Genomic DNA, 17,943 nt, shown 5'->3' with positions numbered 1-17,943 from the left:
CCGCACCGCGATTCCGCGAGCCGGACGGTCCGGACGCGGTGACGAGCGGGTCGCGCCGCCCCGGGCATCACCGTTTCGGGCATCACCTTTCCCACACCCCGGCCAGCAGTTCGGCGGTCGGGCCCGGGTACCGGTGGGGGAACGCGTGGGCCCCGGGCACCACCACGGCACGGCCCCGTCCGGTCCGGCGTGCCAGACGGTGGATCCACTCCGGTGGGCACAGGGCGTCGTCCTCTCCGGTGACGACCGTGACCGGGCAGGTGACCGAGGGCAGGAGGTCCTCCGGCGCGTCCGCCTGGGCCGAGCGGATGGAGCGCACGAGCCGCCGGGGTCCCGCCTTCAGGTAGGAGGGCAGCACGGTCGGCACCACGGAGGGGGATTCCCGGACGGCGGTGCGGGCGAACGCCGCCAGGAGCGGACGCGTCCGTCGCAGGGGAGGCGGAAAGGTCGGGGCCATCAGGACGAGAGCCCGTACCCGCTCCGGCGCGCGCAGGGCCGCGTGCAACGCCACCTGGGCGCCGGTCGAGTGGCCGGCGAGCACCACGGGTCCCCGCGGAACGACGGCCAGCCACCGTGCCACCGTGTCGGCGAGCGCCCCGAGGGTCTCCGGACACGCCGGGCCGGACGGGTCGCCGTAGCCCGGGACGTCCAGCAGGCGCACCGGTCCGTGACGCGCGCATCGCTCCAGGCTTCGCAGCAGGTATCCGGGCGCGCCCAGGCCCGGCACCAGCACCAGGGAACCGTCCCGCCCGCCGAGGTGCTCCGTTCCCAGACTGCGGACCACCGTCGTCCCGGCGTGGTCGTACCTGACGCCGACGGACAGGCTCTTGAGGTGCGGCATGATCAGGCGGGTACCCGCTCGCCGCGGGTCCACGGGTCCACGGGTCCACGGGTCCACGGGTCCGCGGGTCCGCGGGTCCGCGGGTCCGCGGGTCCACGGGTCCCGAGGTCGCGGGGTCCACGGGGCGGGGGCTGTGGGGGCCGCCCCCGGCAGAGTCGCCGGGGACCCGCACCACGCTTCCGGTGGTCAGATGACCACCGGAGCCACCCCGGGGTCGGGGGATATCCGCGCACGCTGCCCGCGACGGCAGTGGACGAGGCGATCACCGAGCCCGACGGCGTCGACCTCGGTGAGGAACGAGGTGAGCGGCGAACGCATCACCGTGTAGTCGTCGTAGTGGACGGGCAGGATCAGGCGGGGGGCGAGACGCCGTGCCAGTTCGGCTCCCCGCGCGCCGTCCATGGTCACCACGAAACCGCCGGGCAGGCGGGTGCCGCCCAGGTGGAGGACAGCCAGATCGGCGGCCGGAAAGCGCCGGGCGATCTCGTCGAGGCCGTCGTGGAGCATCGTGTCGCCCGAGACGTACAGGCGCAGGCGGGCTGGTCCTCGCACCGGGCCGAACTCCAGCATGCTGCCCATCACCGGGGGGGAGGAGACCGCGGAGCAGACGGTGGCCGGCGTGCCGGCCCGGCAGCGCGGTCACCCGGACCTGTACGTCGCCCTGCCGGAGGGTGAGTCCCTGCCAGGTACGCAGTCCCGCCGTGCGGGGAAAGCCGTGCAGCACCCTGAGCCGGCGGGCGGCATGCGGCGTGGTCAGCACCGGCACCGTGCGGTCCAGGTACCTGCGCGCCCGGCGGTCCCAGTGGTCGCCGTGCAGGTGGGACAGGACGACCGCGTCAAGGCGGGGAAGGTCGCGGACGTCGAGGGCCGGTTCGGTCAGGCGGCGGCTCAGCAGCCCGTACCCGAGGTAGGCGTACTCGCCGCGGTGCAGGAAGTTGGGATCGGTGAGCAGGGTCAGCCCGCCGTAGCGCATCAGGACGGTCGCGTTGCCGATGAAGTGGAGGTCGACCGAGCCGTCATGGGGGTCGTCGGTGCCAGGCATGACCGTCCCGTCCGACGAGGCCGGAGGCCACCTCGTCCTGCCACTGGCGTGTCCCGATGCCTCCGGGCGCACGGAGTACCCCTGACGGACGTGATCACTACCCCTCTCCCCGTCCCCACCGCGCTTGCGGGGAGCCCCATCCCGCTGCTGATGCGAGCGGTGCTGCCGGCCATACGGGAACGCGGTGGCGCCGAAGCGTCCAGATCGGCTCGGACCTGTGGGAGCGGACCCTGCCCGAGATGTCCGCCTACGCGGCCGCGAAGGCCACCCAGCACAGCCGGACGGAGTGCTGGACCCGCGCACCGGCCCGTACGGGATCCCCGTTCGGCCTTCGGCACCGGTGAACGCGTCAAGGTCGACGACGGTCAGACACTCGGCTGGACCCTCTCGTGGCGACCTCGTCATCCCGCACCGGGCCGAGAAGCCCGTCAGGGACGGTGGCGCAGTTCGGGGGCGGTCGGGGGCCGGCCGGTGAGGTTGGTGATCAGCTCGACGCAGAGGTCACGGAGTTTGATGTTGCGGTGCTGGGAAGCGGACCGCAGGATGCCGAAGGCCTCGTCGGCGGTGCACCGGTTCTGTCCCATGACCACACCGAGAGCCTGGTCGATGACGCTGCGGGACTGCATCGCTGCCTGCATCTGGTCGGCGAAGTCCTGGGTGTCGGCGATGCGCTGGGCCAGCGCGACGGCCCCGGTGGCCTGCGAGGCGAGGGACCGCAGGGCCTGGAGATCGACTTGTTCGAAGGCGTTCGGCGGGCCGGCGTACAGGTTGAGAGCGCATGCCGTGTGGGTGTCCGCGGCGATCGGCAGGGAGAGGGAGGAGCGGATCCCGCAGGCCGCGGCGTAGGCCGGGTAGTCGTCCCACCGGGTCTCCCGCAGCATGTCCCTGACGAGCAGCTCCTCGCCGGTGCGCAGCGACTGCAGGCAGGGGCCGTCGTCCTGGCCGTACTGCTTCTCGTCCAGCTTCGTCGCCGCCGCTCCGGCGCTGACCACGGTCAGCGGCCGGCCGTCGCGTTCCAGTGTGAGGCCGGCGCCTTCGGCTCGGGACAGCTCCAGGGCGGCGTCCGCCAGTGTCTGCAGGAAGTCTTCGAGTGATTTGGTCTCCAGCAGCCACTGGGTCAGCTGGCTGCTGCCGTACGCGTTGTCGGCACTCATCACGTGTTCCTTCACGGGCCCGCGGCCCTTGGGTCGCCATCTCGTCGTGCCACCGGGGCGACGGAGTCCTACGTCCGAAGGAACGCCTCCAGTGCGACCGCCACCTGTCACCAGCGCGGTCACCGGCGCAGCCGGCGTGCGCCTCTCCCTCTGAACGCTACGCCACCTGGCCTCGGCCAGGGGATCAGCTTCCTCCGCGCTCTCCTCCCGGACGGGGTGAGTCCCCTCCGTGTCCGCTCGGGCGTCCGGTGGGGCCCTCTGCTCCGGACGGTGACGCGGGCGGCGAGCGCGACGGGGAAGATCCGCTACAGTGGACCTTGAGCCGCACGCCGGGAATCCGGGCGCGGCCACGCGTTGGTGGTCCAAGGAAAGACGTCCCGCTTCCTGCGGGAAGATGCAGGTGCAAGGCCTGCCCAGCGCTCGATTCGAGCCCCGCTCCGCTTGCCGCGGACCGGGGCTCGTGCGTGTGCGGGCGGATGGTGTGACATGGTGGGCGCAGGTCCGGCCCGTCACCTCCCCCCGTGGTGACGGGCCGGACCGTTGCACGGGCAGCGGGCGCCCCCCATGTGTTCTCCGCCGGTTCGCGGACGGCCGGGGGCAAGGCGCCTTCGACGAGCTGCCCTACGGTGTCGGCCGGGCGGCGGGACCCGCTCGAGCCGCCGGCCTCGCCCCCTCGGCCGTGTGCGCGAACGCCGTCGGTGAAAGTTCTACGGATGTTCGGGTTTCGGCCGGTGAGGTCCGGTGGCGGATGGCGAGGGCGAGCCGGCTTCCGGGGGTGGTGCTCCGTCGTGGGGGCAGGCGCCGGGGCGTCGCGGTGTCGAGGGCTTCGGAGGTCTGTGGTGCGTTCGCCCGAGGAGGACTACGGGTTTCCGGCCGGGGGCAGTCCGCCGCTGACGGCGGAGCGGGCGAGGAACATGACGCGCGGCTTCCTGTCCGTGCTCGCGCCCGAGGGCGGGGACCAGGCGGATTCGGTGCCGCTGGTGGTGCCGGAGCTGGTCGGCAACGCGGAACGGCACGCCGGGGGTGCGACGGGCTTCGACCTGGCGGCCCGTCCGGGCACGGTGACCGTGACGGCGAAGGACGCCAGTACCGCCTGGCCGCGGCCCCGGCGCACGGACGCGAGCGAACCGGGCGGGCTCGGCCGGCACCTGATACAGGAACCGGCGCTGGAGGTGCGCGTCGACGCCGGTCCGGCCGGCAAGACGGTGTCGGCCGTCCTGCCCCTGCCTCACGGGCTCGGACGCGCACGTGGACGCCGGCCCTGACGGACCGGATCGACCGTCGTGCCGGGTGCCCGGCGGGGCGGCTCCCGGACGGCGTGGCGGCAGAACGTGACCGGATGGGCGGGGGAGCGGGACGGCGACCTCGCCCTGCGGGCCCGAGTGTCCGCCGGAGCGCGATCAGGCCGGTGTCGAGTCGAGTGGGGCGGAACTGTTCCCTCGGTGGCGTTGGGGCTCGCGCCTTTCAGCGGCGGCGAGGTACTCGTGGAGCACCTGGCGGGAGCGGGTGAGCGTGTCGATCTGTTCGTCCAGCCCCTGGAGGCGTACTCGCAGGGCGGTCAGCAGCTCGGGGCAGGGTTCGAGGTCAGGAACGGCGCCGGTGACGCAGGGTTGCAGGAACCCGATCTCCTCGGTCGACAGGCCGGCTTCGAGCAGCCTCCTGATCTGAGTCACCGTCAGCACGTCGTCCTCGCCGTACTCGCGGTAGCCGCTGGTCCCTCGGACGGGCTCCAGCAGGCCCTGGGCCTCGTAGTAGCGCAGCTGATGCGTGCGGACCCCGGTCCGGCGGCTCAACTCCCCGATCAGCACGGGCACTTCCCCCTTGACCTTCATACCGGTGTGAACGTTCACGATTCTTCCATGACCACCAACACACCCCGAACGACGAAGCACATGGCGGACAGCTCCGAGGCCGACCGCACACCCGTGACGGTCATCGGCCTGGGCCTGATGGGCCAGGCGCTGGCCGGCGCGTTCCTGCGCGCCGGGCACCCCACGACCGTGTGGAACCGCACGGCAGCCAAGGCCGGACACCTGGTGTCCCGGGGCGGCAGGCTCGCCGACTCGGTCGGCGACGCCGTCGCGGCCGGTCAGCTCGTGGTCGTCTGCGTCTCGGACTACGACGTCGTACGCGATCTTCTCCGTCCGCTGGGCACTGTCCTCGACGGCCGGGTCCTGGTGAACCTGACCTCGGGCACCACGGCGCAGGCCCGTGAGACCGCCGAGTGGGTGGCACGGCAGGGCGGCACCTGCCTCGACGGCGCCATCATGGCCACTCCCGACGGCATCGGCACGGCGGACACCGTCATCGTCCACAGCGGACCGCGGCCGGTGTTCGACCTGTACGAGCCGGCTTTGACGAGCCTCGGCGCGGGAACGACGTACCTCGGTGCCGACCACGGCCTGTCCTCGCTGTACGAGGCGGCGGTGCTGGGCCTGATGTGGGGGATCGGGAACGGATTCCTGCACGGTGCCGCCATGCTCGGCGCGGCGGGGGTGGACGCCGCGGCGTTCGCCCCCCTCGCGAGGAAGGGCATCGAGACCGTGACCGCCTGGCTGCCCGACTACGCGCGACAGGTCGACGACGGCTCGTATCCGGTCCTCGACGCCACCATCGACACGCACCTGGCGGCGATGGAGAACGTCATCCACGAAAGCGAGTTCCTCGGCGTCGACGCCGAACTGCCGAGGTTCGTCAAGGCGTTGGCCGACCGGGCGGTGGCCGACGGGCACGGAGGCAGCGGCTACGCGGCGTTGATCGAGCAGTTCCGCGAGCCCTCGGGAGGGCCCTCGTGACCCGCCGCCGGTTCCGCGCCGCCGGGATCGCCGGCACCCGGCCGTGACCGTCGGCATCCCGGGCGTCATACCCGGACGAGCCGGCCCGGGGCGTCCTGGACGAGTCACCCGCGATGGAGTCGAGTTGCTCGGCTGCCGGCCGCAGGGCCCACAGGTCGCCGCCGGGCGGCTTCTCCAGTGACGGGACGGCCTTCCGCGCCCGCGGGTCACCGGCATCCGCCGCCGCGTGCACGACGTCCGCCGCCGCGTACCGGTGGAACGCGAGTTCCGGGTGCGGCCAGGCGGCGGCTCCCGTCGCGGCGGGCAGCAGGTAGCCGACCGCCTTGAACAGGCGCTGTCCGTCCGGGCCCCGGTAGGACCAGAGGTTCACGCCGACATTGCGGCCGATGGCCGCGAGCCGGGTGTGCGCGACGAGGGTGAACGTCAAGTAGTGCCACCTGCGTGTCCGGGTCAGCTCCTGGGGCTGGCTGCCGTCGGGCGCGATCTGGGTCGCGATGCGCTTGCTGCGGGCGTCCACCATCCTCGAAGCGGGCTCAGGCCCGGGGTGTGCCGTCCCAGCGCCAGGTGTTGAGGCGGGGGTGCCCGGGCAGTTCGGCGCGTCCTGTGGCCCACAGCAGCGTGCTCCATGGGTCCGCGGACTCCGGCGCGTGCGGAAACAGCCGGACGAGCACGCGCGTACACAGGTCGGCCGGTGGGCTCCAGGTGAGCCCGAGTCCTCGGGCCAGGTCGTGCGTGTGCACCAGGGTCTCCACGATTCCCATCGCGGCGAACCCCTCGGGGTCCGAGACACCGAAGACGTGGTAGGCGCGGGTCCGCCGAGGTTTCGTGCGGACCATGGCGATCAACAGCGCGCCACTGGCCTCCAGTACCCGCAGGAGGCCCTCCGGCCCTGCCGCGCGGTCCGCGTGAACAGCGTTGGCCGGGCCACCCGGCCGTCGGCTCTCCCACGCGAAGGGCACCTCGCTGTCCAAGGGCGGTGTACTGGGACCCAGTTGGACGGCGTACGCGAACAGGTCGTCGCTGAGGTGCTCGACGGTCTCCCAGCAGTCCCACTCCAGCGAGCCGGCCTTGGCGTCCCAGGCGGCTGAGGGCGCCCGGCGCAGGACTGTCACGGCTAGTCGCACGGCGAGGTCGAGGTCGTCCGCGGTGACGGGAGGGGTCGAGGGGCCGCTTTCGGATGATCGGGACATGGCAGAACCATAGGTGGTCGACGGCTCGCCGGCCGATTCCATCCGAGGTCGACCCAGTCGTCGTCCTCGCCACATGAGTACCGGTACTCATGCGCGCTGTCATGACCCTCGGAAGACTGTGGTGCCCATGACAGATCAGGATCAAGAAGGAGCGCACGTGAGACGGACGAGCAAGACCCTGGCCGCGATGGCGTTGACGACGCTGGCCACGTCAGGGGTGACGGCGGCGGGGGCAGGCCCTGCCGCGGCATCCGCCGAGGTCCTGTTGCCTCATCCCGGACCGGACGGACTGGTGTGGGTCGAGGAATGGACGGGGGACGGCGGCGTCGCCTCGGGGGGTGCGTGGTCGGGGCTGCCGACCGTGCTGACTGTTGCCTGCGAGGGCGGCGGAACTGTGCGCGTGACCATGGAGTCGCAGCGGACGGAGGTGGCCGCGTTCTCGGTCGACTGTCCGGCCGGGGCTGCCGGCGTGGGCTCGGTGACCATGGAGGCCGGCGTGGTCCGCCCCGGGTCGTTCTCGGTACGGGTGGACGCTTCGGCGGAGTCCGTTCGGTGGGCGCTGACCGTGACGCAGCCGGAGTAGCCGGTCTCAGGCCCGAGGTCACCTGCCCGCGGGCGGGTGACCTCGGGCCTGCGGTGGCTACGGACGGCTTCGTTCGTACAGCCGTTTGATCTCGGGCTGTAGGGGCTACCCGTATCGGAAGCCTGGGTCGCAGCCGGGGGGCAGCGCTGACGGGACCGCGTGGAGACAGGACAAGGGGTTGATCGTGATGACCGTGGCGACACAGCAGGGCGGTGGGGGAGGTTCCAGTGGCCTCTATGACGTCCTGGAACTCATCCTGGACCGCGGACTGGTGATCGACGCGTTCGTCAGGGTCTCCCTCGTCGGGATCGAGATCCTCAAGATCGACATACGGGTCGTGGTCGCCAGCGTCGACACGTACCTGCGTTTCGCCGAGGCGTGCAACCGCCTCGATCTGGAAGCGGGGCCGCGCAAGCCGGCCGGGCTCACGGAGCTCAAGGGGAAAGCCACCGAGTCCGGCGCCCACGGCAAGGCCAAGGGAGTACTGTCCGGTGCCGCGGAGGCGATCTCCGAGGCCTTCCAGCAGGCCCGCGAAGAGGGCCAGGGACGTCGGGGCGTCCGGTAGGGCGCACGCAGGAGAGGGGAATGAGAGATGGGCACCTACGTCTACGGGATCGTTCGTTCCGCGCACTCCTCGCTCCCTCAGGACATGGACGGGATCGGCGACCCGCCGCGGCCGGCGCGTGTTCTGCCTCAGGGGGAGCTGGCCGCGATCGTCAGCGACGCTCCCGGGGAACTGCGGCCCAAGCGGCGTGATCTGCTCGCGCACCAGCGGGTACTGGACGCGGCCGGCGCGGACGGTGTGGTTCTGCCGATGCGGTTCGGCAGTGTCTCGCCGGACGACGACACGGTGCTGGCCGTGCTCGCCGAGCGTGCGGAGCACTTCCTGGAGCGGCTGGGCGCGCTGGACGGCAAGGTGGAGTACAACGTCAAGGCCAACCATCGCGAAGAGGCCGTGCTGCGCCTGGTGATGGCGGACAACGACGAGATCCGGGCCCTGGCGGAAGCGAACCGGGAGGCCGGCGGCGGGTCGCAGGAGGAGAAGGTCCGGCTGGGGGAGATGGTCGCCGCCGCCGTCCAGGCGCGCGAGGCGACGGACGCCGAACTGCTGCGACAGGCGCTGGAACCGACGGCCGAGGCGGTGAGCGCCGGGCCGCAGAGCACCGGCTGGCTGGCCAACGTCTCCTTCCTCGTGGAACGTGACTCGGCTGAGGGATTCCTGGCCGCCGTCGACGAACTCGGCCGGCAGCACGAGCAGTTGGACCTGCGGGTCAACGGCCCGTTGCCGCCCTACAGTTTCGTCGACACGTCCTCGTCGGGGGGCGAAGGCGGCACGGCGGAGGCGTTCGGAGGCGCGACGGCCCAGTCGACGACGAACGGGTAGACGGGCGGACGGCGGCGGCGCGAGGCGGCGTCGCCCGCTGCGGGGAGGAGGGACGGACGGGGACAGGGTCCCTTGTGATCGGCGCGTCCTGGCGGCGGGTGGGGACGGCGTACTGGGCGCCCGTGCGGTCGCCGGGCTGCTCCTCGCTCCGTCCGCCTGTGGGGGATGGTCCGCCGCGAGCCGGTTCCCCGGCGGCCACCGGCATGGAAACCCTGGTGAACTCTGCCGGGAACGGCAATGCGCGCACGCCTGTCCCGGGTCCAGCATGGCCCGTGGGGAGCACGGCGGATGATTCCGGTGCCGGAAACCGGTAGCAGAACCGGTGGGGAACCGGCACCGGAAGGGCGTACCGGGCAGAGCACGGGTGACGTACGCCGTGGGGCGGAGGGGGCGGGATGCGGACGTTTCTGACAGCGGCCACCGGTCTGCCCACGATCCTGCTGACGGCCGCTCTCGTCGTGGTCGTCTGCTTCTGGGTCCTGGCCGCCGTGGGTGTCGCCGCCGTCGACAGCTTCGACACGGACGTGGACCTGCGGACGTGGCGTCTGGACGGAGTGCCCGTGGCGGTCGCCTTGTCGGTGCTGACGGTGCTCGCCTGGTGCCTGAGCGTCGGCGCGGCGGTCGGTGGTGGGCGAGTTGGCACTCCCGGGGCCTGTCAGCGGGCTGCTGCGGATGACCGTGCCCGTGGGAGCTCTGCTGGGCGCCTGGGCCATGACCCGTCTGATCGTGCGACCGTTGCACCGACTGTTTCCCGGTGAACCGGCGCTGTCCGTGCTGAGCGGGACGCACACGGATGAAGGCGACAGCACCGGGCTACGAGGTGCCGGAAGTCGCGATACCGCCCGAGGTGAGCGGTCCGACGTCGCCCTCCGGTCGCCGGACCGCGCAGCCTGAGCCACGCCGCCACCGGACCGCACCTCAGGCCGCTCTGCTCCCCACGCTCAACTCCCTCACACCGCAGGGATGGCTACGTATGCCGGGTCGATCGGCTGCGTCGTCCCGTGGCGGGTCCGCTCATGGCCGCTGCGCGTTGCCCATCTCCGCGGTGAAGACCAGGGGGTCGCTGTCGAACCCGCGGATCATCTCGTGGAACTCCCACCGTCCGGAGTCGTCCTTCGAGAACTCCGCGACCGTCGTGGCGGTGGACCCGGCGACCCGCGCGAAGTCGTCCTTCAGAAGTTCCTTGTAGCCCTCGAGGACGACTACCCCCGCGTTGGTCAGGTCGCCGAACGTCTTGGGGTGGTCGCTCTGATGGATCGCCACCCCCACGACCACCCGGGCGAAGGACGAGGCCAGGCGATCGAGCTCCAGGGTCATCACCTCGACATAGCCGAAGCCCTGGCCGGTCTGGCTGTGCCGGCTCATGTTGATGGTGCCGTCCGGTGAGCGGCTGTCGAAGTGGACGACGTACACCGGCTGTCCGTAGGGGTCCTCCGACGAGTACGCCGTGGCGATGATGTCGAGGTGATGAGGCGGCTCGTTCCAGACGCTCGGGTCCCACTTGAGCTTGACCTCGACCTTGCTGAGTCCCGTGCTGACGCTGCCCACTGGCCGTTTCCTCTCCGCACTCTGCACCACGGGATGTCCCCGCACCGGCAAGTATGGCCTCCGCGAGCCCTGTTGCACGTCCACGTGTCGCGAACAGCTCACCGTACCCGGGCGGCAGGACCGGGCGGAGATCCGTCCGGGCGCATCAGCGGCGAGCCCCGTCCCCTCGTCCCCGTCCCACCCGTTCCTCCACCGCCTCGACCAGGCGCCCCAGCGCGCTGCCTCACCTCGGTGACGTGAGCGCGGACGGTGTCCCCGCCACCCAGGGGCCCGTCGAGCAGGCGGTGCTGCACATGCTGCGGAACGGACAGGCGTCCGAGGGGCAGGCGCGGTCTCCCGCTCTCGCGTCGACGTGAGGGCGGCCCCAGCGGTACGCCGCTTTCCCCGGTGTCCTCTGAGTGACTCCTGTCTCCTGGGGGAGTGGCCTGGGCCCGTGATTGCTTTCCGCGTCGTCGGGAACCCGGTCGCACTGTGTACGAGACATGGGTGGGAGCGGGCCCCGAAGGACGCCGGAAACTGCTCCTGACCGGGTGGTTCAGCTTCCTGCACGGAGAGGTGACCGCCGGGGACGAGCTGGCCCTGGACCGGGTCCGCGACGTACTGGAGGGCGCGGACATCGCCCACGACGTCGCCTGGAGTCCGGGTTTCCGCCCCGACGCCCTGCACCTGGACGGCGTGCGGCCCGAGGAGTACTCCCACCTGGTGTTCGTGTGCGGCCCGCTGCACGGAGAGCAGGTCGAGGAACTGCACCGGCGGTTCGCGCACTGTGTGCGCGTCGCGGTCGGGACCTCCGTGGTCGCCCCGGACAGTCCCGCCGTGACCGGCTTCCACCGCGTGCTGGCACGGGACGCCTCGGACGTCGAGCCCGGCCGGGACCTGGCCGCCCGGGCTCCTGCCCTCCCGCCCCGACCGGTCGTCGGGGTGGTCCTCACGCACGGTCAACACGAGTACGGGCGCCAGCGGCTCCACCAGCAGGTGGCCGGGCAGGTCACGGACTGGCTGCTGGACAAGGACTGCGCCCGCCTGGAGCTCGACACCCGCCTCGACACCCGCGACTGGCGTCTGTGCGCGACGCCCGCCCAGCTCGAGTCCGTGTTCGCGCGGCTGGACCTCGTGGTCACCGACCGGCTGCACGGGCTGGTCCTCGCGCTGCGTGCGGGCGTTCCGGCGCTGGCGGTCGACCCGGTCGAGGGCGGGGCGAAGGTGACCGCGCAGGCGCGTGCCTGCGACTGGCCCGCGCTGGTGCCGGGGGAGCGGCTGAGCCGGGGCGAGCTGGATCGCTGGTGGCACTGGTGCCTGACCTCCGGGCAGGTGACCGCCCGGCAGCTCGCAGCCGAGTTCCGGGAGGGCGTCGTCCGGGACGGTGCCGACCGGCTTCTGGAGGCGCTGCGGACGCGCTTCGACGACCGGGCATACCGGGCAGACCGGGCGGAGCGGTGGGGCCGGGCCGGCTAGCCGGGGCGGGTGAGAGCGAGCCGGGTAGCCGGGGCCGGTGGAGTCGGTCGGTGTGAGCGCGCCGGTCGGCCGGGTCCGATGGAACGGTGGGGCCGCACCGGTCGGCCGGCGGAAGCCGGGAGAACGGGCGGAAGCCGGAAGAAGGGTGCGCCCGGCGCCGGCGGAAGGACCACGCCGTCCGTCCCGGGGGAGGGCTTCCCCTGAGGAGGGACGGCGGCGGGGTCGACCGGCCGGCGCCTCACGGCCGGCGGTGCGCCGGTCTCCCGGCCGCGCCACGCGCTCCCGGTCCCGCGGCGATGGTGGCGCTGGCCCAGTGTCAGGCGTAGATGCGTCCGTCGGGAGCGGCCTGGCCCGGGGAGACCGCCAAGCCGCCGGTGTAACCCGCAAGTTGACGATGGGCGGCGGCCAGGGCCGAGTGCACCTCACGGGTGCCGGTCGAGACGCACAGGGTGTAGGCCAGGTCCTGTAGGCGCCGGCTCAGCTCATCCAGGCCGTCCACGGGCTGCTGCGCGGTGAGCGCTTCGTACTCCTCGACGAGCTTGCGCAACGTCTCGGGGTGCGGCATCAACATGTTCGTACTCCTTGGTCACATGGCGTCCTGGCCCGGCCGTGACCGGCAAGCGGGCGGGAGGATGGTGGTCTCGGGGGAGCGGGGCCGTCAGGCGGTCTCGGGCGGCTGCCCGTGGTGGCGCCGGTGCTGGGCGGTGTCACCGAGCGCCTCGGCCCGTACCCGGGCGCAACTGCTGCTGATGAGCCGGGAGACGTGCATCTGGGAGATCCCCAGCCGGTCGGCGATACGGCTTTGGGTCATGTCCTCGAAGAACCGCATGTACAGGATGGCTCGTTCACGCTCGGGCAGGCGGAGCAGCCCGTGCTTGACGGCTTCGCGGTCCACGACGGTGTCGAACGCGGTGTCGGTCGCTCCGAGGGTGTCGGCCAGGCTGAACCCGTTGTCCCCGGGGACCTGTTCGGCGTCCAGGGACAGGGTGCTGAAGCTGTCCAGCGCTTCCAGCCCGTCGCTGACCTGGTCCTCGGAGAGGCCGGTGTGGGCGGCGATCTCGGCGGTCGAGGGCTCGGGGGAACCGGGGCTCTGGGTGAGTTCGCGGCGCGCGTTCCGCACCGTGCTCCTCAGTTCCTGCACCCGCCGGGGAACCTTCAACGCCCACATACGGTCACGGAAGTGGCGCTTGATCTCGCCGGTGATGGTCGGCACGGCGTAGCTCTCGAACGCGCCGCGCTCGGGGTCGAAGCGGTCGACCGCCTTGACCAGCCCCAGCGCGGCGACCTGACGGAGGTCCTGCATCGTCTCTCCCCGGTCACGGAACCGGCTGGCGATGCGGTGGGCCATGGGCAGCCAGGCCTCGACCAGTTCGTCGCGGACGGCGTCGCGCTCGGGGCCCTCGCTCAGCGCGGCCAGGCGCGCGAAATCCCGCGCGGTGTCCGGCGCATCGTCATGCGGCCGCTTCGTGGGGTTCTTCCCGGGGGCGAGGCCGGCCGAAGAGTTCGGCGACACATCAGTGGACATGTGAAATCGCTCCTGCACGGTTCGGGCTGGTGATGACCGCGAGAAGCGGTGCTGCCGGACCGCCGCTCGACGGCCCCTGCGGCAAACCACTTCCGCTGGCGCGCCTTCGGTCCGAAGCACGACATGCGCTTGCCCTGTCATCCTGCGGTCAAACAGGACGGCTCGCATCTTCAGCAGACCGGGGCACAGCAGGCCCGTCCGGCGCACGACCACCGCGCTCCCGGTCGGCGGCGGGCGGTGCGACCAGGGCCCCGGGCGCTCTGCCGGCAGGCCGGACCGCACACTCCAGGCCCCGGCGGACCGACGCCCGCGGCGCAGATGGTCGAGATGCCTCCCCAAGCGCACATCAGCGCGACCCCGGCCACCGTTCCCGCCGAGGCCGTCGTCCGGACGGGCGCCGTGCTCGGCGCCGGCTGGGCCGTGCCATCGTCTCCGGGTCACGAGGCGGGCGGTGCGGGACAGCCGCAGCGGAGATCGCGAGAGGTCCTCCGAGGGAGACGTTCGGGCGGTCCTCCGAGGGACACGTGCCGCACGCGGGTCGCTTTTCGCCGGGCCGGCCGAGCGGGCCCCCGCCCTACGCGCGGGGGCGGCGCCTCAGGACGGCCGCGGTGACCTCGGCCAGCGTCTCTCCGGTGCGAAAGGCCTCCGCGCGCATCCGGGCGAGCGCGTCACTGATGCTGATGTCGAGGCGTGCGGCGACGACCCCGATGGCCTGGTGCGTCGAGGACCAGTGGGACCGGATGACGTCGGCCGGTTCCCAGGCCGGGGGCGCGCTGCCGTTGAGCAGCTCGGTGAGCGTCGAGAGCAGGGCCTCGACCACGGCGTCGGCGACGTGCTGGCTCTCCCGTACGGCGTGGGCGTCCAGGCCGCCCTTCTCGCGTCGGAGAAGATCCATGGAGCCGAGCGTCTCCTCACCCATGCGCAGCGGAAAGGCGTAGACGGCTTTCACTTCCGGGAGTTGCTCGCTCATGCTCGCGCTGAAGAAGGGCCAGCGGGCGAGGTCCGCGTCCAGGTCTTCCATGAGGACCGGAACGCCCTCTGCCGCGGCGGTGACGCAGGGGCCTTCCGCGACGGTGAACTGGATCTCCTCCAGGCGCAGAGCCGTCGCGTCGGAGGCGCACAGCAACTGTCGCGAGGGTGTGTCCGTCAACAGCGAGAACGTCGCCCCGTCCACCGCCAGGGATTCGCACACGGCCTGGCACAGGGCACGGGGTACCTCCGAGAAAGGGCTGGAGCGGGCGACCTGCCTCACCGTCCGTGCCGCCGTGGATCGCCGTGCCCCCATCACATTCCCCTTCTTGCGTCGCTCACTGGTGACGGTCTCGGAGTGCCCCTGTACCCGGGGCGCAATCGCCTGGTCCCCGTTCGGGGGTGACGCCCGTTCGCGATCTCTGCCGCGCGTCCCTCGCCGACCTTCGGGCACTCAGCTGCCCACCGCGATGAATGAGGAGGAATCGTGCAGCTGTCGTTCCTGGAACCACTCTTCGACCGCCGTGGTCCGTGGGCCACCGTGTACCTCGACCCCGCTCAGAACGACGAGTCCGGGGCCAAGCGGCGCGAGCTCATGGTGCGGGAAGCCTGCCGGACGCTGGAGGAGGAGGGCGCCGACGCGGCGACCATCCGGGCGGTTGGCGATGCCCAGACGAACATCACGCCCGGGGAGGACCCGGCGGGCCGAGTGATCTTCGCCGCCGGAGGGGAAGTGGTGCTCAGCCACCGTCTGTCTGGCCCGGCGGCCGCAGCGCCTCGCCTGCTGGGCGCCCCTGCCCCGGTTGACGCAGCTGCTGGAGCTGTGCAGCCAGGACCCGGTCTGCCTCGTGGCGTACATCGAACGCACCGGCGCCGACTTCGAGCTCCGTGCGGCGGGCGGCCCGCAGGATGCCGGCCACGTCGAGGGCCAGCAGCGGCCGGTGCACCGTACGGCCTCCGCGGACTGGTCCGAGCGGCACTTCCAGCTCAAGGTCGAGAACACCTGGGAGCACAACGTCGGCGCGATCGCCGAGGCGCTGCGCGCGGAACGACCCGATCTCCGCACGCGCCGACGACGCGCTGCTCCGGGCGGCCGCCGCCACCGCGGCCGACGTACTGATCGTTCCGCCGTCGGACGAGGACGGCTCCGACGTTCCGGCAGGCGGCCTCGGCGCACTGCTGCGCTGGACGTACGAGCCGACCCCGGCGTGACGACGGAGCACGCACCGGAACACGCACCGGAACACGCACCGGAACGCGGTGCGCCGGCCACCTGGCAACCGGACAGGCCGGGTTGAACACCCAATGTGAAGTTATGGGCATGATGTCCGTCTCGTAGTGCCGCACCGCCGAAGTGGGTACGCGGGGTGGGGCCAAGATCGCTTCGGCTGTCCGCGGGCGACCGTGGAGCGCGGCGACGCCGGCCGCCCTTCGTGCGGACGCGCGCGGGGTCACTCGGTGGTGTGGCGGAAGGACAGGCACAGCTCAGTGACGATCTCCGATGCCGTGTTCGCGTGGTTGGGCGTGGGGGCGCTGCTCGCGGCGGTGCTGCCCCGAGTGGTGGCCGGACGACCGCTGTCGCTGCCCCTGGTCTTCCTGATGGGCGGCATGTGCGTGTACCTGCTGCCCCTGCCCCTGCCGGTGGTCGATCCGGTGGAGGACCGGCTGCTGACGGAGCACGTCACCGAGATCGGCGTGCTCATCGCGCTGATGGGCGCCGGCCTGGCGCTCAACCGGCCCGTCGGCCGGCGCCGGTGGGCCACGACCTGGCGGTTGCTGGGTGTCACGATGCCGTTGACCGTGCTGGTCACCGCGCTCGTGGCGTGGTGGCTGCTGGGCTGGCCGCCGGCCGCGGCCCTGCTGCTGGCCGCCGTCCTCGCGCCGACCGATCCGGTGCTCGCCTCCGAGGTACGGGTGGGTGAGCCCACCGAGGACGAGCACGACGAGGACGAGGTGCGGTTCGCCCTCACCAGCGAGGCGGGCCTCAACGACGGGCTGGCCTTCCCCCTGACCTACGCGGCGGTGGCCCTGGCCGCCGCCGCGGGCAGCGGCTGGTCGGCCGGCTGGATCGGTGCGTGGGTGGCGGAGGACGTCGGCTACAAGTGCGCGGTCGGGGTGCTGAGCGGATGGCTGAGCGGCCGACTGCTGGGCTGGCTGTTCTTCCGGCCCCGCTCGTCGGCGCTGCGCCTGTCCGAACACCGCGAGGGCTTCGTCGCGCTGGGCGCCACGTTCCTGTCGTACGGGGTGACCGAGCTGGTGGGGGGCTACGGCTTCCTCGCCGTGTTCACCACCGCCTGCACGATCCGCGCGGCCGAGCGTGCCCACGGTTTCCACAAGGTCCTGCACGACTTCGTCGAGCAGATCGAGCGCCTGTTCACCGCGGCGGTGCTGTTCCTGCTGGGCGCCTTCATCGCGCTGGGCGGCCTGTCCGCGCTGACCTGGCAGGGTGCCGTCACCGCGCTGGTGGTGCTGCTGGTGATCCGGCCGCTGTCCGGGTGGGCCGGGCTGCTCGGGGGCCGGGTGCGGGGCCGGGAGCGTTGGGTGGTCGCGGGCTACGGCATCCGGGGCATCGGTTCGCTGTACTACCTCGCCTACGCGCTGGGACAGCAGCACTTCCCGGTGCCCGAGCGGGAGCTGTGGGCGGTGGTGACGTTCACCGTCCTGGTCTCGGTCGTGCTGCACGGCGTCACGGCGGGGCCGGTCGTCTCCCGACTCGACCGGCGCCGCACGGCCGAAGCCGAGCGTCCGGGGGAGGTGCGCGGAGACGTGGAGGTGGGCGGTGCGCATTCCGGTCGGCCCGGGGAAACACGCGAGGACGCGGACGTCGAGGTGAACGGTGCGCGTTCCGGTCGGCCGGGGGAAACACGCGAAGACGCGGACGTCCAGGTGAGCGGTGCGGGTTCCGGGCGGCCGGAGGGAACACACGAAGACGGAAACGTCGAGGTGAGCGGTGCGCGTTCCGGGCGGCCGGGGCAGGCGGGCGGAGACGGCGGCAGGGGCAGCGGTACGCGGCCCGGTCGGCCGGGGGAGTGAACCTCCCGGAGGTTCCGCCCTCCGGTCGTCAGGCGCTTCCGTTCAGGCGCCCCGCGCCGGCCTGTTGATCCTGTCGCGCGCCACCAGTTCCAGTGCGACCGCCACGGCGACGGCCTCCACCGTGAGCAGGGCCACCAGCACGAACACCAGGTGCGGTTCCCGGTGACGCGGCGGCCGGCCGTACGGGTGGCCACCGCGAACAGCATCGCGAGAAAGCCGAGGAGCAGCGGACGTGAGTCGCCCATCGGACCACGGCCGCGACCGCGGCCAGTCGCACCGCCGCCCGCAGTCCGGCGGTGACGACGGCCCGGGCCTGTCCGGGCCGCGCCAGTGCCGCGGTCCCGGCGGCCGCGACGAGCGGCACCGCGGAGCGTGACGCCCAGCGTCCGATTCACCGGGGAGCAGTGGGGAGTCGGACGCGGTC

General features: G+C 72.4%; 17 protein-coding genes and 3 pseudogenes. 10 read left to right on the top strand and 10 right to left on the bottom strand.

The genetic code is table 11. The features are described 5' to 3' along the window. Positions 1 to 82: 82 nt before the first annotated feature. From QQS16_RS04000 to QQS16_RS03990, 3 genes and pseudogenes are all read right to left on the bottom strand, one after another. Positions 83 to 841: an alpha/beta fold hydrolase gene (locus tag QQS16_RS04000; protein WP_286060218.1), complete on the bottom strand. Its 759-nt coding sequence runs from the start codon at positions 839 to 841 to the stop codon at positions 83 to 85. 186 nt (positions 842 to 1,027) lie between these two features. Next, a pseudogene (locus QQS16_RS03995) lies at positions 1,028 to 1,883 on the bottom strand (MBL fold metallo-hydrolase). 428 nt (positions 1,884 to 2,311) lie between these two features. Next, positions 2,312 to 3,037: a GAF and ANTAR domain-containing protein gene (locus tag QQS16_RS03990; protein ID WP_286060217.1), complete on the bottom strand. Its 726-nt coding sequence runs from the start codon at positions 3,035 to 3,037 to the stop codon at positions 2,312 to 2,314. A gap of 839 nt (positions 3,038 to 3,876) precedes the next feature. Between QQS16_RS03990 and QQS16_RS03985 the strand changes: the two genes are divergently transcribed. Continuing rightward, a complete protein-coding gene (locus tag QQS16_RS03985; protein WP_286060216.1) occupies positions 3,877 to 4,302 on the top strand; it encodes an ATP-binding protein in 426 nt (141 codons plus the stop codon). A 135-nt stretch (positions 4,303 to 4,437) separates the two neighbouring features. Here QQS16_RS03985 and QQS16_RS03980 read toward each other — a convergent pair whose 3' ends face one another. Further along, positions 4,438 to 4,845 (bottom strand): MerR family transcriptional regulator, encoded by a 408-nt coding sequence (locus QQS16_RS03980; protein WP_286066218.1) that lies wholly within the window; start codon positions 4,843 to 4,845, stop codon positions 4,438 to 4,440. An 84-nt stretch (positions 4,846 to 4,929) separates the two neighbouring features. Between QQS16_RS03980 and QQS16_RS03975 the strand changes: the two genes are divergently transcribed. Then, complete coding sequence (locus QQS16_RS03975) at positions 4,930 to 5,832, top strand: NAD(P)-dependent oxidoreductase (RefSeq protein WP_502963886.1); 903 nt, start codon at positions 4,930 to 4,932, stop codon at positions 5,830 to 5,832. A gap of 106 nt (positions 5,833 to 5,938) precedes the next feature. On the opposite strand, the pseudogene QQS16_RS03970 reads toward QQS16_RS03975, so the two are convergent. Continuing rightward, positions 5,939 to 6,352, bottom strand: a pseudogene (locus QQS16_RS03970) (alginate lyase family protein); the annotation flags it as partial. A gap of 13 nt (positions 6,353 to 6,365) precedes the next feature. Next, positions 6,366 to 7,022: a hypothetical protein gene (locus QQS16_RS03965; protein WP_286060214.1), complete on the bottom strand. Its 657-nt coding sequence runs from the start codon at positions 7,020 to 7,022 to the stop codon at positions 6,366 to 6,368. A gap of 157 nt (positions 7,023 to 7,179) precedes the next feature. On the opposite strand from QQS16_RS03965, the gene QQS16_RS03960 reads away from it, so the two are divergent. From QQS16_RS03960 to QQS16_RS03945, 4 genes are all read left to right on the top strand, one after another. Beyond that, on the top strand, positions 7,180 to 7,605 hold the full coding sequence (locus QQS16_RS03960) for a hypothetical protein (protein WP_286060213.1): 426 nt from the start codon (positions 7,180 to 7,182) through the stop codon (positions 7,603 to 7,605). Between the two features lie 187 nt (positions 7,606 to 7,792). Further along, positions 7,793 to 8,170, top strand: coding sequence for a gas vesicle structural protein GvpA (locus tag QQS16_RS03955; RefSeq protein WP_286060212.1), 378 nt, complete (start codon positions 7,793 to 7,795; stop codon positions 8,168 to 8,170). Between the two features lie 27 nt (positions 8,171 to 8,197). After that, positions 8,198 to 8,989 carry a GvpL/GvpF family gas vesicle protein gene (locus QQS16_RS03950; RefSeq protein WP_286060211.1) on the top strand — a complete coding sequence of 264 codons (792 nt, stop codon included), beginning with the start codon at positions 8,198 to 8,200 and terminating at the stop codon, positions 8,987 to 8,989. A gap of 395 nt (positions 8,990 to 9,384) precedes the next feature. Further along, entirely contained in the window at positions 9,385 to 9,747 is a 363-nt protein-coding gene (locus QQS16_RS03945) for a hypothetical protein (RefSeq protein WP_286060210.1), read from the top strand. A gap of 256 nt (positions 9,748 to 10,003) precedes the next feature. On the opposite strand, the gene QQS16_RS03940 is transcribed toward QQS16_RS03945, so the two are convergent. Then, positions 10,004 to 10,537: a TerD family protein gene (locus tag QQS16_RS03940; RefSeq protein WP_286060209.1), complete on the bottom strand. Its 534-nt coding sequence runs from the start codon at positions 10,535 to 10,537 to the stop codon at positions 10,004 to 10,006. 471 nt (positions 10,538 to 11,008) lie between these two features. On the opposite strand from QQS16_RS03940, the gene QQS16_RS03935 reads away from it, so the two are divergent. Further along, on the top strand, positions 11,009 to 11,992 hold the full coding sequence (locus QQS16_RS03935; RefSeq protein WP_286060208.1) for a polysaccharide pyruvyl transferase family protein: 984 nt from the start codon (positions 11,009 to 11,011) through the stop codon (positions 11,990 to 11,992). A 316-nt stretch (positions 11,993 to 12,308) separates the two neighbouring features. On the opposite strand, the gene QQS16_RS03930 is transcribed toward QQS16_RS03935, so the two are convergent. The 3 genes from QQS16_RS03930 to QQS16_RS03920 form a co-directional block, all read right to left on the bottom strand. After that, complete coding sequence (locus QQS16_RS03930) at positions 12,309 to 12,563, bottom strand: DUF5133 domain-containing protein (RefSeq protein ID WP_286060207.1); 255 nt, start codon at positions 12,561 to 12,563, stop codon at positions 12,309 to 12,311. An 87-nt stretch (positions 12,564 to 12,650) separates the two neighbouring features. Further along, entirely contained in the window at positions 12,651 to 13,517 is an 867-nt protein-coding gene (locus tag QQS16_RS03925; protein WP_286060206.1) for a SigB/SigF/SigG family RNA polymerase sigma factor, read from the bottom strand. A gap of 574 nt (positions 13,518 to 14,091) precedes the next feature. Continuing rightward, complete coding sequence (locus tag QQS16_RS03920) at positions 14,092 to 14,802, bottom strand: GAF domain-containing protein (protein WP_286060205.1); 711 nt, start codon at positions 14,800 to 14,802, stop codon at positions 14,092 to 14,094. A gap of 487 nt (positions 14,803 to 15,289) precedes the next feature. On the opposite strand from QQS16_RS03920, the gene QQS16_RS03915 reads away from it, so the two are divergent. The 3 genes and pseudogenes from QQS16_RS03915 to QQS16_RS03905 all read left to right on the top strand — a co-directional run bounded on the left by QQS16_RS03915 (position 15,290) and on the right by QQS16_RS03905 (position 17,895). Next, positions 15,290 to 15,784, top strand: coding sequence for a baeRF2 domain-containing protein (locus QQS16_RS03915; RefSeq protein WP_286060204.1), 495 nt, complete (start codon positions 15,290 to 15,292; stop codon positions 15,782 to 15,784). A 190-nt stretch (positions 15,785 to 15,974) separates the two neighbouring features. Continuing rightward, a pseudogene (locus QQS16_RS03910) lies at positions 15,975 to 17,231 on the top strand (cation:proton antiporter); the annotation flags it as partial. Positions 17,232 to 17,751: 520 nt separating this feature from the next. Then, positions 17,752 to 17,895, top strand: coding sequence for a hypothetical protein (locus QQS16_RS03905; protein ID WP_286060202.1), 144 nt, complete (start codon positions 17,752 to 17,754; stop codon positions 17,893 to 17,895). The last annotated feature ends 48 nt before the right edge of the window (positions 17,896 to 17,943 follow it).

Source organism: Streptomyces sp. ALI-76-A (genome assembly GCF_030287445.1).
Lineage (GTDB): Bacteria > Actinomycetota > Actinomycetes > Streptomycetales > Streptomycetaceae > Streptomyces.
Note: the sequence above shows the minus strand (reverse complement) of the source record. Positions and strands in the feature narration are given on the sequence as shown.